The organism is Brevundimonas intermedia (genome assembly GCF_027922165.1).
Classification (GTDB): Bacteria; Pseudomonadota; Alphaproteobacteria; order Caulobacterales; family Caulobacteraceae; genus Brevundimonas; species Brevundimonas intermedia.
Window position 1 is genome coordinate 1 of the sequence record NZ_BSFD01000002.1, and the last position, 14,724, is coordinate 14,724.

Sequence of the window (14,724 nt, forward strand, 5' to 3'; positions counted from 1 at the left end):
CCGGGGCAGTCGACGTGCGCATAGTGACGGTTGGCCGTCTCATATTCCACGTGCGCCGTGTTGATCGTGATGCCGCGGGCCTTTTCTTCCGGCGCAGCATCGATGTCGGCATAGGCCATCGCCTTCGCGCCGCCGGCCTTGGCCAGCGTCATCGTGATCGCCGCCGTCAGCGTCGTCTTGCCGTGGTCAACGTGACCGATCGTGCCGATGTTGCAGTGCGGCTTCGTGCGTTCGAACTTTTCCTTGGCCATCTTCTAGCTCCTAGGTCCCCGAACCGGGGTTCCTGCAGTCTGGGGGTTAAGGGCGCCCGGCTTTCGGGCCGGGCGCTTTTAGGTCCGCTTTTCCGAAAGGAAAAGCTTAGGCGTACTTCTTGATCACTTCGTCGGCGACGTGCTGCGGCACGGGCTCGTAGTGGTCATATTGCATCGTGAACTGGGCGCGGCCCTGCGACATGCCGCGCAACGTGTTCACATAGCCGAACATATTGGCCAGCGGCACGAAGGCGTTCACGACGGTGGCGTTGCCGCGCATGTCCTGACCCTGGATCATGCCGCGACGGCCGTTCAGGTCGCCGATGACCGAGCCGAGGTATTCCTCGGGGGTCACGACCTCGACCGCCATGATCGGCTCGAGCAGCTTCGGCGCGCCCTTTTCCTTCAGTTCGCGGAAGGCGGCGCGGGCCGCGATTTCGAACGCCAGCACGCTGGAGTCGACGTCGTGGTACTTGCCGTCCGTCAGGGTCGCCTTGAAGTCGATCAGCGGGAAGCCCGCCAGCAGACCGGAGTCCTTGATGGAGTTCAGGCCCTTTTCGACGCCGGGGATGTATTCCTTCGGCACCGCGCCGCCGACGATCGCGCTTTCGAACACGAAGCCGGAGCCGGGTTCGCCCGGTTCGAAAGTGATCATGACGCGGGCGAACTGGCCCGTACCGCCGGTCTGCTTCTTGTGGGTGTAGTCGATGTCGACCTTGCGGCCCAGCGACTCGCGATAGGCGACCTGCGGCGCGCCGATGGTGGCCTCGACCTTATAGGTGCGCTTCAGGATGTCGATCTTGATGTCCAGGTGAAGCTCGCCCATGCCCTTCAGGATGGTCTGGCCCGACTCGTGGTCGGTCGAGACGGTGAAGGACGGATCTTCCGAAGCAAGCTTGGCCAGGGCGACGCCCAGCTTCTCTTGGTCGGCCTTGGTCTTGGGCTCGACCGAGATCTCGATGACCGGCGCCGGGAATTCCATCTTCTCGAGGATGACGGGCGACTTCAGCGGATCGCACAGGGTGTCCCCGGTGCGGGTTTCCTTCAGGCCGGCCAGGGCGACGATGTCGCCGGCGAAGGCTTCCTTGACGTCTTCGCGGTTGTTCGAGTGCATCTGCAGCATCCGGCCGACGCGCTCACGCTTGTCACGGCTGGAGTTCAGCAGGCTCATGCCCGTTTCCATCTTGCCCGAATACAGGCGGCAGAAGGTCAGCGAACCGACGAAGGGGTCATCCATGATCTTGAAGGCCAGGACCGACAGGGGCTCGTCGTCCGAGGCCTTGCGGGTGATCGGCTCTTCCGTCTTGAAGTCGATGCCCGGGGTCGGCGGGATGTCCAGCGGCGACGGCAGATAATCGACCACGGCGTCCAGCAGCGTCTGCACGCCCTTGTTCTTGAAGGCCGAGCCGCACAGGATCGGATAGAAGGCGCCGGTCAGCACGGCCTTACGGATGCACTTCTTCAGCACTTCGACCGAAGGCTCGGTGCCTTCGAGGTAGGCTTCCATCGCCTCGTCGTCCAGTTCGACTGCGTTGTCGATCAGGTACTGGCGGGCTTCGTTGGCCTTGTCGAGCAGGTCAGCCGGGATCTCGCCGACGGTGAAGTTGGCGCCCAGGGCGTCGTTGTCCCAGACGACCGAACGCATTTCGACGATGTCGACCAGGCCGGTCAGCGAGGACTCGGCGCCGATCGGGAACTGGATCGGCACAGCCTTGGCGCCCAGGCGGTCGCGGATCGACTGGACCGAGGCGTCGAAGTCGGCGCCGATCTTGTCCATCTTGTTGACGAAGACGATGCGCGGCACCGAATATTTGTCGGCCTGGCGCCAGACGGTTTCGGTCTGGGGCTCCACGCCGGCGTTGCCGTCCAGCACGGTCACAGCGCCGTCGAGGACGCGCAGCGAACGTTCGACTTCAATGGTGAAGTCCACGTGGCCGGGAGTGTCGATGATGTTCAGGCGCTTGCCCTGCCAGAAGGCGGTCGTCGCGGCCGACGTGATGGTGATGCCGCGCTCCTGCTCCTGGTCCATCCAGTCCATGGTCGCGGCGCCGTCGTGGACTTCGCCGATCTTGTGGTTCTTGCCGGTGTAATAGAGAATCCGCTCGGTCGTCGTCGTCTTGCCCGCGTCGATGTGGGCCATGATGCCGAAGTTGCGGTAGTCCTCGAGCTTGTGCGTACGAGCCATGAAAACGTGCCTTAGAAGTAGGTCAAGGACGCGACGGCGCCCCCGGGAATGATCGTCGATGCGGCGGATAAGCGAGCGCGGGCGATTTAGCTTAAACCGCCCGCGCCGGATAGTCTTAGATAGGAACCGACCCTTAGCTTCGAAAGGGAGACGGTTTTAAGACGCTTACCAGCGATAGTGGCTGAAGGCGCGGTTCGCCTCGGCCATCTTGTGGGTGTCTTCGCGCTTCTTGACCGCGGTGCCGCGGTTGTTCGAGGCGTCCAGCAGCTCGGCGGCCAGCTTTTCGGTCATGGTGTTTTCACCGCGCTTGCGCGCAGCGTTCACCAGCCAGCGGATAGCCAGGGCGCGGCGACGGTCCGGACGGACCTCGACCGGCACCTGATAGGTGGCGCCGCCGACGCGACGCGAGCGGACTTCGACCGAAGGCGCGACATTGTCCAGGGCGGTGTGGAAGGTCTCGACCGCAGTCTGCTCCTTCTTCTTGTCCGCCAGGATGTCGAAGGCGCCGTAGACGATGTTTTCGGCGACGGCCTTCTTACCTTCGTACATGACGTAGTTCATGAACTTGGTGACGATCAGATCGCCGAACTTGGGATCCGGCAGAACTTCACGCTTCTGGGCGCGGTGACGACGCGACATAGGTTATTCCTTGCAGTGCCCGGCGCTCGCCGGGAAGATCTCGAAAAGGCCTCCAGGCGCGATGGCCCGGACGCGAATGGCTTACTTCGGACGCTTGGCGCCGTAGTGCGAACGACGCTGCTTGCGGTCCTTGACGCCTTGCGTGTCGAGCACGCCGCGCAGGATGTGGTAGCGAACGCCGGGCAAGTCCTTCACGCGGCCGCCGCGGATCAGAACAACCGAGTGTTCCTGAAGGTTGTGGCCTTCACCGGGGATGTAGCAAACGGCTTCGTAGCCGTTCTTGGCCAGACGGACCTTGGCGACCTTACGCAGAGCGGAGTTCGGCTTCTTCGGGGTCGTGGTGTAGACGCGGGTGCAGACGCCGCGACGCTGGGGCGAACCCTCCAGAGCCGGCACCTTGTTACGGGTGGGCTTGGGCTTGCGCGGCTTGCGGATCAGCTGGTTGATCGTAGGCATTCGAAACTTATCTCGACTTCTGATGGAGGCGTGTGTCTTTCGACCGAAGCGCCTCTCGCCTTCTTGTGAACGGGGGACCATCCCCTCGCCCGGGTGTCATCGAGACTGATCGCGTGACGACAAACAGTCCTCGGTTCGCTCCGGCAAGCCGGAAAACACAAAGGGCCGGAACGCGCGCTTTGGGCGTTCCGGCGGGCACAGCCCGTCCGTTCGATTGTCACGATCTCAGCGACCGGCGAACCGGCCACGCCTCGAAAGTGCGCGGCTTCTACGCGCGATGGGGAGAAAGGTCAAGGCGGCGGGGGCTCGACGGCGCATTCCGCTGCGGTCTGAGCGTCCATATAGGTCCGCTCGAAACAACGCGACAGCCAGTAGAGGTTTCGACCGTTATAATGGTCGCCCTCGTTCGGCGAAAGTTGCAGCCTCGCCAAACGCGCTTCCAGAAGTCCCCGGTCCTTGACCAGGAAGCCATAGAGCCCTTCGACATAGGCGTTCCAGTCTAGCGGGATCTCGGCGCCCGTCCGCTGATCGGAGCGCCTCGCGCCGGCAAGCGCCTGCGCAGCTCCAGCTTCGTCACCGGCGAACGCCAAGTACCGCGCCATATGAAGGTGGGAAATGGCTGACTCTCGTACCCCGAGCAGCGGCCCGCGCGTCAGATACTCCCGACTGGCCTCGGCCGCTCGCCGGTAACAACCCTGATCGGCGTACCACATCGGACTGCCGGGCGTGTCGGTCGAAAACTCGAAATCCTCCCAGTCGCGAGCGGCATTCATCTCAACCGGTACCGCGGGACAATGCTGCAGGTCATCGACAGCAGAAGGCCTAGCGACCGCCGGGCTGGCTTGGAGGTACAGGACCAAGACCAGTAGTATCGACATCAGTCCCCTCCCTCTCGAAGACGTCACTACACAGCCGAGACGCGAACAAGTCAAACCAGCGCCCGAAAGCCGCCATGCTTGAAGCCCAGCCTCGATTTTGGGTGATGGGGGTTAGGATGCGGACCGAGAGCGGCTGGCCGGCAAGAGGGCGAACGGCGGGGCTTGTGGTCGCGTCCATGGGCCTGAATGCGGGCTTGATCGCGCTACTGTCCACGACCGAGACCCGCACCAGTCGTCCCAGCGCCCTGTCCAGCCCGCCCCTGTATCTCTATATTGAGCGGCGCCCCCGCCTGGCCCAGGAGCGGACGCCCGTTCAAGCCGTATCAGCGTCCGACACCGCTCCGGACCGCGTCATAGAGACCGCTCACGGCATCCAGCGCCCAGACGTCAGTCGGACCGGCCCGTTCACCGCGCCAGGCCCAACGCCAACGCCCGGCGACGCCTTCGATCCGCGCTGGCGGGTCGGACCCGGTGCGCCTTCGCGCGGCCTGCCCCTGGCCTGCGACGGTCCGAACAGGCTGGCGGTCGAGGCGCGTCGTTACTGCGACGAGAGGGCGGGGCGATTCGCTGCGGCAGCGCACCCTATCGCCGGCTCAGGCGACGCCGATCGCGACGCCGTCTTCGCCCGTCACGGCGCACGGCGATTGGTCGCCTGGGAAGACCGGCGGGCTGAACCGCGGCGCGGCGATCCGCCTTGCGAGACGCCCCACCCGGTCGCAGGGTGCGAGGGCGTGAATATTGAAGTCGATCTCTTCTCTTCGCGGGACGGCCTCCTGCCCAATCTGCGAAAGCGTCGTGAATGAGTGTGACCGCCCTGCCCCGTCCCAATCGCCGACGGCCTGACTGGCGCAAGGCGGGTCTGGCGACGGCGTCTGTCGCCATCAACACCGCCCTGATCGCCGCCCTGTCTTTCACGGCGCTGGGGATCGAGGGGCGAGACTTTATCGCTGAACCGTCGCCGATCTATCTGGACATAGAACCCCGCCCCCTGCTGCAAGACGAACGGCCCCGCATACCGACCGTGGCCACGCCGGACATCGAGCCCGCCGCCGCCCCGACGACGTCCTCGCCCTCCCCCTCCGTCCGCTCACCTTCGCCCGAGACACAGGCCGTTCCCCGCCCCGCTCCGCTGCGTCCGCGTCTGGCCGCCCCGGCGCCGCCCGGCGCGCCGCCCCCGGCCGACGTCTGGCGAGTCGATCCTGCCAATCGCAGCGGGGCTATGGCGCGGTCGCTGCGCCAGGGCCTGCCCGGCTGCGCCTCGCCTGACCTTTTGAGCGATGCAGAACGTCGCCATTGCCGCGATGAATTCGCCCGACGCGGTGAGAACGCCGCGCCGATCACCGGCTCGGGCAATCCCCAGCGCGACGCCGCCTTCGCCCGCGAGGGCGCGCGCCGTCTGGCGGAATGGGAGGCCAAGCGTCGTCCACTGTCGGGCGGCGTCGGCGTGGTCGGGCCCGCTGACTGCGTCGGCTCGAACTTCGGCACGGGATGCGCAGGCGCTCAGCTGCCTGACGTGCCCGGCCTCGACATGCGCCAGGGCGCGCAGACAACGATCAACCGGGGCGAACGGCCCCGGCAGACCGCCCCCTCCAACTGACGGCCATAGAAAAGGGCGGCGCCGTCGCCGGCGCCGCCCCTCTTCATTTCATCACATCCGAACCCGGAGATCAGCCTTCGCTGCTCTCCAGCTCCAGTTGCAGATCGGCCGGCAACGGCTCGATCGCGTCTTCGCGGGCTTGCGTCAGCTCTGCATCGCGATCGTTGGCGATCTTTTGCAGGGCCCGCAGATAGGCGCCCGTACCGGCCGGGATCAGACGGCCGACGATGACGTTTTCCTTCAGGCCTTCCAGCATGTCCTTCTTGCCGTGGACCGAGGCGTCGGTGAGGACGCGGGTGGTCTCCTGGAAGGACGCCGCCGAGATGAAGCTGCGGGTTTGCAGCGACGCCTTGGTGATGCCCAGCAGGACGGGCTGGGTGGTGGCCAGCCGGCCGCCGCGCTTCTCGACCTTCTGGTTTTCCAGAACGGCTTCGGCCACTTCGACGGTGTCGCCGCGGATCAGGGTGGTTTCACCCGAATCCAGGACTTCGACCTTCTGCAGCATCTGACGCACGATGACTTCGATGTGCTTGTCGTTGATCGGCACGCCTTGCAGTCGGTAGACCTCCTGCACTTCGTTCACCAGATACTCGGCCAGCGCCTCGACGCCCTGGATGCGCAGCAGATCGTGCGGATCCGGGTTGCCGTCGATGATGTAGTCGCCCTTCTGGATCAGATCGCCGTCGTGGACGGAGATGTGCTTGCCCTTCGGGATCAGGAACTCGACCGGTTCGCCCTGCACGCCGTCGGCGTTGACTTCCGGCGTGATCTTGATGCGACGCTTGTTCTTGTAGTCGCGACCGAATTCGACGCGACCATCCATCTCGGCGATGACCGCGCAGTCCTTGGGACGACGCGCTTCGAACAGTTCGGCGACGCGCGGCAGACCGCCGGTAATGTCGCGGGTCTTGGCGCCTTCGGTCGGCACGCGGGCGATGATCTCGCCCGGCTTGACCTCGTCGCCGTTCGACACGGACAGAACCGCGCCCACGGGTAGCAGGTAACGGGCGTCAGAGCCCGAGGCCAGCTTGGCGTAGGCGTCGCCCAGGGTGACGCCCATGGCCGGACGCAGATCCGAACCCCGCGGGCTGGCGCGCCAGTCGCTGACGACGCGCTGGGCGATGCCCGTCGCTTCGTCGGTTTCTTCCTTGACCGAAAGGCCTTCGACCAGGTCCTCGAAGCGGATCAGACCGCCGACTTCCGTCAGGATCGGGGTGGTGTAGGGGTCCCACTCCGCCAGACGTTGGCCCTTTTTGACCTCGCCGCCCTCCTTGACCCGGATCCGGGCGCCGTAGGGGGCCTTGTGGGTTTCGCGATCCTTGCCGTCCACGACCACGGTCACGATGACGTTGCGGCTCATCGCCACCAGGTCGCCGTGGGCGGCGGTAACGGTCGGGCCGGTGATCTTGGCCACACCCGCGTTGGTCGCCTCCATGAAGGAGGTTTCCGCCACCTGGGCCGTACCGCCGATGTGGAAGGTCCGCATCGTCAGCTGGGTGCCCGGCTCGCCGATCGACTGGGCGGCGATGACGCCGACCGCTTCACCGATGTTGACGTTGGTGCCGCGCGCCAGGTCACGCCCGTAGCAGTGGGCGCAAATACCGGCTTCAGCCTCGCAGGTCAGGGCCGAACGGACCTTGACCGACTGAACGCCGGCGGCGTCGACAGCCTCGACCACTTCTTCCACCAGATAGGTGTCGGCGGGGAACAGGACGGTGTCCGTGCCCGGCTCCTTGATGTCCTCGGCCGCATAGCGACCCAGGATACGGGCGCCCAGCGAGACCAGGACGTCGCCGCCTTCCATGACCGCACGCAGAGTGATGCCGCGCGTCGAGCCGCAGTCCTGTTCGGTGACGATGGAGTCCTGCGCCACGTCCACCAGACGGCGGGTCAGATAACCCGAGTTGGCGGTCTTCAGCGCGGTGTCGGCCAGACCCTTACGGGCGCCGTGGGTGGAGTTGAAGTATTCAAGGACGGTCAGGCCTTCCTTGAAGTTCGAGGTGATCGGCGTCTCGATGATCTCGCCGGACGGCTTGGCCATCAGGCCGCGCATGCCGCCCAGTTGCTTCATCTGCGCCTGCGAACCCCGGGCGCCGGAGTTGGCCATCATGAAGACCGAGTTGATGTCGGGATTTTCACCCTCGATCAGCACGCGCGGCTGCGCGATCTCGCCCATCATGGCGTCGGCGATCCGGTCCGTGGCCTTGGCCCAAGCATCGACGACCTTGTTGTACTTCTCGCCGCGCGTGATCAGGCCGTCGGCGTACTGTTGCTCGTACTCCTCCACCTGGGTGCGGGTTTCTGCGACCAGCTCGGCCTTCTTCGCCGGAATGACGATGTCGTCCTTGCCGAACGAGATGCCCGCCTTGGCGGCCTCGCGGAAGCCCAGGCCCATCATCTGGTCGGCGAAGATGACCGTCGCCTTCTGACCGCAGTGGCGATAGACCACGTCGATCAGATTGCCGATTTCCTTCTTGGTCAGGTTCTTCTCGAGCAGACGATAGCCGACGTTCGGGTTGCGCGGCAGCAGAGCCGCCAGCTTCATCCGGCCCGGCGTGGTGTCGATGACCTTGGTCACCTCCTTGCCTTCGGCGTCCTGTTCCGTCCAGCGCGCCTTGATGCGGCTGTGCAGGGTGACGACCTTGGCGTCCAGGGCGGCGTCGATCTCGCCGATATTGGCGAACAGCTTGCCTTCACCCGGCTCGCCGTCCTTGACCAGCGACAGATAGTACAGACCCAGGACGATGTCCTGCGACGGCACGATGATCGGCTTGCCGTTGGCGGGCGACAGGATGTTGTTCGTCGACATCATCAGCACGCGCGCTTCCAGCTGGGCCTCAAGGCTCAGCGGGACGTGCACGGCCATCTGGTCGCCGTCGAAGTCGGCGTTGAACGCCGTACAGACCAGCGGGTGCAGGCGGATGGCCTTGCCCTCGATCAGCTTGGGTTCGAACGCCTGGATGCCCAGACGGTGAAGCGTCGGCGCGCGGTTCAGCAGAACCGGGTGCTCGCGGATGACTTCGTCCAGGATGTCCCAGACGGCGGGTTGCTCGCGCTCGACCATGCGCTTGGATTGCTTGACGGTGCCCGACAGGCCCTTGGCGTCCAGGCGCGCATAGATGAAGGGCTTGAACAGCTCCAGCGCCATCTTCTTGGGCAAGCCGCACTCGTGCAGCTTCAGTTCCGGACCCACGGTGATGACCGAACGGCCCGAATAGTCGACGCGCTTGCCCAGCAGGTTCTGACGGAAGCGGCCTTGCTTGCCCTTCAGCATGTCGGCCAGCGACTTCAGCGGACGCTTGTTGGCGCCCGTGATCACGCGGCCACGACGGCCGTTGTCGAACAGCGCATCGACGGACTCTTGCAGCATCCGCTTTTCGTTACGGATGATGATGTCCGGCGCCCGCAGCTCCATCAGGCGCTTCAGGCGGTTGTTCCGGTTGATGACGCGGCGATACAGGTCGTTCAGGTCGGAGGTCGCGAAACGACCGCCGTCCAGCGGCACCAGCGGACGCAGTTCCGGCGGGATGACCGGCACGATGGTCAGGATCATCCACTCGGGCTTGTTGCCCGATTCCAGGAAGGCCTCGATCAGCTTCAGGCGCTTAGACGCCTTCTTGGCCTTCATTTCCGACGGACTGTCGGCCAGCTCACCGCGGTGCTTTTCAGCCTCGGCGTGCAGGTCGATGCCCATCAGCAGATTGCGGACGGCCTCGGCGCCGATCTCGGCGGTGAAGCCGTCATCGCCGTATTCTTCCTGGTAACGATAGAACTCGTCTTCCGTCAGCAGTTGGTTCTGCTTCAGCGGGGTCAGGCCCGGCTCGGTGACGATATAGTTCTCGAAATACAGGACGCGCTCAACGTCCTTCAGCGCCATGTCCAGCATCAGCGAGATGCGCGACGGCAGCGACTTCAGGAACCAGATGTGGGCGACCGGGGCGGCCAGGTCGATGTGACCCATACGCTCGCGGCGAACGCGGGCCAGCGTGACTTCAACGCCGCACTTCTCGCAGATGATGCCCTTGTACTTCATGCGCTTGTACTTGCCGCACAGGCATTCGTAGTCCTTGGTCGGGCCAAAGATACGGGCGCAGAACAGGCCGTCACGCTCGGGCTTGAACGTGCGGTAGTTGATGGTTTCCGGCTTCTTGATCTCACCGAACGACCACGACCGGATCTTCTCCGGCGAGGCCAGGGCGATCTTGATCTGGTCGAAGGTCGGGGTGACCGGGACCGGGTTGAAGATGTTCAGGACTTCCTGGTTCATCTTGTTTTCCTTCTGCGGCGGGGGCCGCGAAAATTATTCAGAACGGAGAGAGGCGGCGGGACCGCCCTCCCCCGCCGACGCGGGAGAGGGCCTTGATCCGGCTCAGCTGTTCTCCAGCTCCACGTTCAGACCCAGCGAACGCATTTCCTTGATGAGCACGTTGAAGCTCTCGGGAATGCCGGCCTCGAAGCTGTCGTCGCCGCGGACAATGGCCTCGTAGACCTTGGTCCGGCCGGCCACGTCGTCGGACTTCACCGTCAGCATCTCCTGCAGGGTGTAGGCGGCGCCGTAAGCTTCCAGAGCCCAGACCTCCATTTCCCCGAAGCGCTGACCGCCGAACTGCGCCTTGCCGCCCAGCGGCTGCTGGGTGACCAGCGAGTACGGGCCAATGGAACGGGCGTGGATCTTGTCGTCGACCAGGTGGTGCAGCTTCAGCATGTAGATGTAGCCGACCGTGACCGGACGCTTGAACTGCTCGCCGGTCTGACCGTCATACAGGATCGACTGGGCCGACTTGTTCAGCCCCGCCTCTTCCAGCAGACGCTCGATGTCGCCGATGTGCGCGCCGTCGAAGACCGGGGTCGCGAAGGGCACGCCCTTGGACAGGTTCTTCGCCAGTTCGATCAGCTCTTCCTCATCCTGCGGCAACGGGGTTTCCGGGCCGTAGATATGGGTCAGACGATCGATCAGGGCCTGCTTCTGACCACCCGCTTGCCAGGCTTCCAGCAGACCGGAGATCTGCTTGCCCAGGCCGGCGGCGGCCCAACCCAGGTGGGTCTCGAAGATCTGGCCGATGTTCATGCGCGAAGGCACGCCCAGCGGGTTCAGAACGACGTCAACGTGCGTGCCGTCTTCCAGGTGCGGCATGTCCTCGATCGGCAGGATTTTGGAGATGACGCCCTTGTTGCCGTGACGGCCGGCCATCTTGTCGCCGGGCTGAAGCTTGCGCTTCACGGCCACGAAGACCTTGACCATCTTCATCACGCCGGGGGGCAGTTCGTCGCCGCGTTGCAGCTTCTCGACCTTGTCTTCGAAACGACGGTCCAGTTGCTTACGGGCGTCTTCGAACTGGCGCTTCATCGCCTCCAGCTCGCCCATGGCCTTCTCGTCGTCCAGGGCGATCTGCCACCACAGACCACGGCTGACCTCGGCCAGCTTCTCTTCGGTCAGTTCGCCGCGACCGATGCCCTTCGGACCGGAGACAGCGTTCCTGCCCAGGATCAGCGGCTTCAGGCGGCCATAGACGTTGCGCTCCAGGATCTTGAGCTCATCGTCGCGGTCCTTGCCCAGGCGTTCGATCTCGGCGCGTTCGATCGCCATGGCGCGCTCGTCCTTGTCGACGCCGTGACGGTTGAAGACGCGGACGTCGACGATCGTGCCGGCGACGCCGGGCGGCAGGCGCAGGGAGGTGTCGCGCACATCCGATGCCTTCTCGCCGAAGATGGCGCGCAGCAGCTTCTCTTCCGGGGTCATCGGGCTTTCGCCCTTCGGCGTCACCTTGCCGACCAGGATATCGCCCGGCTGGACTTCGGCGCCGATGGCCACGATGCCGGCTTCGTCAAGGTTGCGCAGGGCTTCCTCGCCGACGTTGGGGATGTCGCGGGTGATTTCTTCCGGGCCCAACTTCGTATCACGCGCCATCACTTCGAATTCCTCGAGGTGGATGGAGGTGAAGACGTCGTCGCGCACGATGCGCTCCGAGATCAGGATGGAGTCTTCGAAGTTGTAGCCGTTCCAGGGCATGAAGGCGACGAGGGCGTTGCGGCCCAGGGCCAGTTCGCCCAGGTCCGTCGACGGGCCATCGGCGATGACGTCGCCGGCCTTCACCTGGTCGCCCACGCGCACGATCGGGCGCTGGTTGATGCAGGTCGACTGGTTGGAACGCTGGAACTTCGACAGGCGATAGATGTCCACGCCCGAACGGGCGGCGTCCACGTCGCCGGTGGCGCGCACGACGATCCGGGTGCCGTCGATCTGTTCGACGACGCCTTCACGACGGGCCACCACAACGGCGCCGGAGTCCACGGCCACGACCGCTTCCATGCCGGTGCCGACCAGCGGCGCGTCCGACTGCACCAGGGGCACCGCCTGACGTTGCATGTTCGCGCCCATCAGGGCCCGGTTGGCGTCATCGTTTTCCAGGAAGGGGATCAGGGCGGCGGCGACCGAAACGACCTGCTTCGGCGACACGTCCATCATGTCCACGGCGTCGCGGTTCAGCAGCTGGGATTCGCCGTTGATCCGGCCGGGGACCAGGTCCTCGACGATGCTGCCGTTCTTCAGTTCGATGTTGGCCTGGGCGATCGTATATTTCGACTCTTCCATGGCCGAGATGTAGACCACCTCGTTCTGGGCCACGCCGTCCTTCACGCGACGATACGGGCTCTCGATGAAGCCGTACTTGTTGACGCGCGCGTGGGTGGCCAGCGAGTTGATCAGGCCGATGTTCGGGCCTTCCGGCGTTTCGATCGGGCAGATACGGCCGTAGTGGGTCGGGTGAACGTCGCGGACTTCGAAGCCGGCGCGCTCACGCGTCAGACCGCCCGGGCCAAGCGCCGAAAGACGACGCTTGTGGGTGATTTCCGACAGCGGGTTCGTCTGGTCCATGAACTGCGACAGCTGCGACGAACCGAAGAACTCGCGAACCGCAGCGGCGGCCGGCTTGGCGTTGATCAGGTCGTGCGGCATGACCGTGTCGATATCGACCGAGGACATGCGCTCCTTGATGGCGCGCTCCATCCGCAGCAGACCGACACGGTACTGGTTCTCGAGCAGTTCGCCGACCGAACGGACCCGGCGGTTGCCCAGGTTGTCGATGTCGTCGATCTCGCCCCGGCCGTCCTTCAGGCCGACCAGGATCTGCAGCACCTTCAGCACGTCGTCCTTGCGCAGGACGCGGATCTCGTCGGAAACCTCGGGGGTCTCCAGGCGCATGTTCATCTTGACCCGGCCGACGGCCGACAGGTCGTAGCGTTCGCTGTCGAAGAACAGCGAGTTGAACATGGCGTCGGCGGCTTCCGGGGTGGGCGGCTCGCCCGGACGCATCACGCGATAGACGTCGAACAGGGCGTCCTCGCGGGTGTCGTTCTTGTCGATGCGCAGGGTGTTGCGCATATAGGCGCCGACTGTGACGTGGTCGATGTCCAGCACCTCGATGGTGGTGAAGCCGTTTTGCTCCAGCACCTCGATGGTCGGGGCGTCCAGCTCGTCGCCGGCCTCAGCGAAGATTTCGCCGGTCTCGAAGTTGACGGCGTCATTGGCCAGATACTTGGTGACCAGGGCGTCAGCGGCCAGCGACAGCGAGGTCGTGGTGTCGCCCAGCTTCTTGGCGGCGCGGGCGCTGATCTTCTGGCCGGCTTGGGCGATCACTTCGCCGGTGTCGGCGTCGACCAGGTCGAACTCCGGCTTCACGCCGCGCCAGCGCTCGGCCTTGTACGGCGTGACCCAGCCTTCGCCGCGCTTCTCGTAAGGCACGGTCTCGTAGAAGGTCTTCAGGATTTCTTCGCCGTCCATGCCCAGACCCATCAGGAAGGTCGTGGCCGGCAGTTTGCGGCGGCGGTCGATGCGGACATAGACCACGTCCTTGGCGTCGAACTCGAAGTCGAGCCATGAACCGCGGTACGGGATCACGCGGGCGGCGAACAGCAGCTTGCCCGAGCTGTGCGTCTTGCCCTTGTCGTGGTCGAAGAAGACGCCCGGCGAACGGTGCATCTGCGAGACGATCACACGCTCGGTGCCGTTGACGATGAAGGTGCCCTTGTCCGTCATGAGCGGGATATCGCCCATGTAGACGTCCTGCTCCTTGATGTCCTTGACCGAACGGGCTCCCGTTTCCTCGTCGGTCTCAAACACGATCAGGCGCAGCTTGACCTTCAGCGGCGCGGCATAGGTCATGTCGCGCTGGATGCACTCCTCGACGTCGTACTTCGGCTCTTCGAACTCGTACGAGACGTATTCCAGAATGGCGCGTTCGTTGAAGTCCTTGATCGGGAACACCGACTTGAAGACCGCCTCGATGCCCTGCTCCTTGCGCTGGCCCGGACGGACCTCGCGTTGCAGGAACTGTTCGTAGGAAGCGCGCTGGACCTCGATCAGGTTCGGCATCGCGACCGCTTCGGGGATGCGCCCGAAGGATTTGCGGATGCGCTTCTTGCCGGTGAACGAGGTGGCGGAGGCGATCTGACCGTTGATGGCGAGATCGTGGGCGACGTCAGTCATTCAGTGTTTCCCATGACGCACGACCCGGGGAAGTCGCGCGTGAAATGCAGCAGCCACGGCGCGCGTTTCCGCGTCCGCAGCCAGGTTTTCGGCGTCCACCCTCGGCCCGCTGCCGGGCCAGGACGCCTGAATTGTACCGGCTCCCTGGGGAAGGAGCCGCGCCTTCGCTCCGGTCGGAGGGCGACGGACCGGGCCTCGGCGCTTGCGCGCAGACTCTTTAGGAGTGTTGCGGA

At 64.8% G+C, this 14,724-nt stretch carries 9 protein-coding genes; 2 read left to right on the plus strand and 7 right to left on the minus strand.

Features of this window, described 5'->3' with window-relative positions:
* From PKE72_RS02555 to PKE72_RS02575, 5 genes are all read right to left on the minus strand, one after another.
* A partial coding sequence (locus PKE72_RS02555) for a GTP-binding protein (RefSeq protein WP_271163909.1) occupies nucleotides 1-251 on the minus strand: 251 nt, incomplete at its 3' end.
* 106 nt (nucleotides 252-357) lie between these two features.
* A complete protein-coding gene (gene fusA / locus PKE72_RS02560) occupies nucleotides 358-2,436 on the minus strand; it encodes an elongation factor G (RefSeq protein WP_271163910.1) in 2,079 nt (692 codons plus the stop codon).
* Between the two features lie 165 nt (nucleotides 2,437-2,601).
* Nucleotides 2,602-3,075, minus strand: coding sequence for a 30S ribosomal protein S7 (gene rpsG, locus PKE72_RS02565; protein WP_267513794.1), 474 nt, complete (start codon nucleotides 3,073-3,075; stop codon nucleotides 2,602-2,604).
* A gap of 81 nt (nucleotides 3,076-3,156) precedes the next feature.
* Complete coding sequence (gene rpsL, locus PKE72_RS02570; RefSeq protein WP_008260482.1) at nucleotides 3,157-3,531, minus strand: 30S ribosomal protein S12; 375 nt, start codon at nucleotides 3,529-3,531, stop codon at nucleotides 3,157-3,159.
* A 290-nt stretch (nucleotides 3,532-3,821) separates the two neighbouring features.
* Nucleotides 3,822-4,409 carry a hypothetical protein gene (locus PKE72_RS02575; protein WP_271163911.1) on the minus strand — a complete coding sequence of 196 codons (588 nt, stop codon included), beginning with the start codon at nucleotides 4,407-4,409 and terminating at the stop codon, nucleotides 3,822-3,824.
* A gap of 116 nt (nucleotides 4,410-4,525) precedes the next feature.
* Between PKE72_RS02575 and PKE72_RS02580 the strand changes: the two genes are divergently transcribed.
* Together PKE72_RS02580 and PKE72_RS02585 are read left to right on the plus strand one after the other, a co-directional pair.
* Nucleotides 4,526-5,212, plus strand: a complete 687-nt coding sequence (locus PKE72_RS02580; protein ID WP_271163912.1) for a hypothetical protein — start codon at nucleotides 4,526-4,528, stop codon at nucleotides 5,210-5,212.
* On the plus strand, nucleotides 5,209-6,006 hold the full coding sequence (locus tag PKE72_RS02585; RefSeq protein ID WP_271163913.1) for a hypothetical protein: 798 nt from the start codon (nucleotides 5,209-5,211) through the stop codon (nucleotides 6,004-6,006). Before PKE72_RS02580 ends, PKE72_RS02585 begins: the two co-directional genes overlap by 4 nt.
* A 70-nt stretch (nucleotides 6,007-6,076) precedes the next feature.
* Here the strand turns inward: PKE72_RS02585 and rpoC are convergent, their stop codons facing one another.
* Together rpoC and rpoB are read right to left on the minus strand one after the other, a co-directional pair.
* Entirely contained in the window at nucleotides 6,077-10,273 is a 4,197-nt protein-coding gene (rpoC, locus tag PKE72_RS02590; protein WP_271163914.1) for a DNA-directed RNA polymerase subunit beta', read from the minus strand.
* A 102-nt stretch (nucleotides 10,274-10,375) separates the two neighbouring features.
* Nucleotides 10,376-14,491: a DNA-directed RNA polymerase subunit beta gene (rpoB, locus tag PKE72_RS02595; RefSeq protein ID WP_271163915.1), complete on the minus strand. Its 4,116-nt coding sequence runs from the start codon at nucleotides 14,489-14,491 to the stop codon at nucleotides 10,376-10,378.
* Nucleotides 14,492-14,724 lie beyond the last annotated feature (233 nt).

Bases quoted from the DNA above. Each gene is read 5' to 3' on its own strand.
- fusA (WP_271163910.1), bottom strand. From the start codon at position 2,436: ATGGCTCGTACGCACAAGCTCGAGGACTACCGCAACTTCGGCATCATG.
- rpsG (WP_267513794.1), bottom strand. From the start codon at position 3,075: ATGTCGCGTCGTCACCGCGCCCAGAAGCGTGAAGTTCTGCCGGATCCC.
- PKE72_RS02585 (WP_271163913.1), top strand. From the start codon at position 5,209: ATGAGTGTGACCGCCCTGCCCCGTCCCAATCGCCGACGGCCTGACTGG.
- PKE72_RS02575 (WP_271163911.1), bottom strand. From the start codon at position 4,409: ATGTCGATACTACTGGTCTTGGTCCTGTACCTCCAAGCCAGCCCGGCG.
- rpoC (WP_271163914.1), bottom strand. From the start codon at position 10,273: ATGAACCAGGAAGTCCTGAACATCTTCAACCCGGTCCCGGTCACCCCG.
- rpsL (WP_008260482.1), bottom strand. From the start codon at position 3,531: ATGCCTACGATCAACCAGCTGATCCGCAAGCCGCGCAAGCCCAAGCCC.
- rpoB (WP_271163915.1), bottom strand. From the start codon at position 14,491: ATGACTGACGTCGCCCACGATCTCGCCATCAACGGTCAGATCGCCTCC.
- PKE72_RS02580 (WP_271163912.1), top strand. From the start codon at position 4,526: ATGCGGACCGAGAGCGGCTGGCCGGCAAGAGGGCGAACGGCGGGGCTT.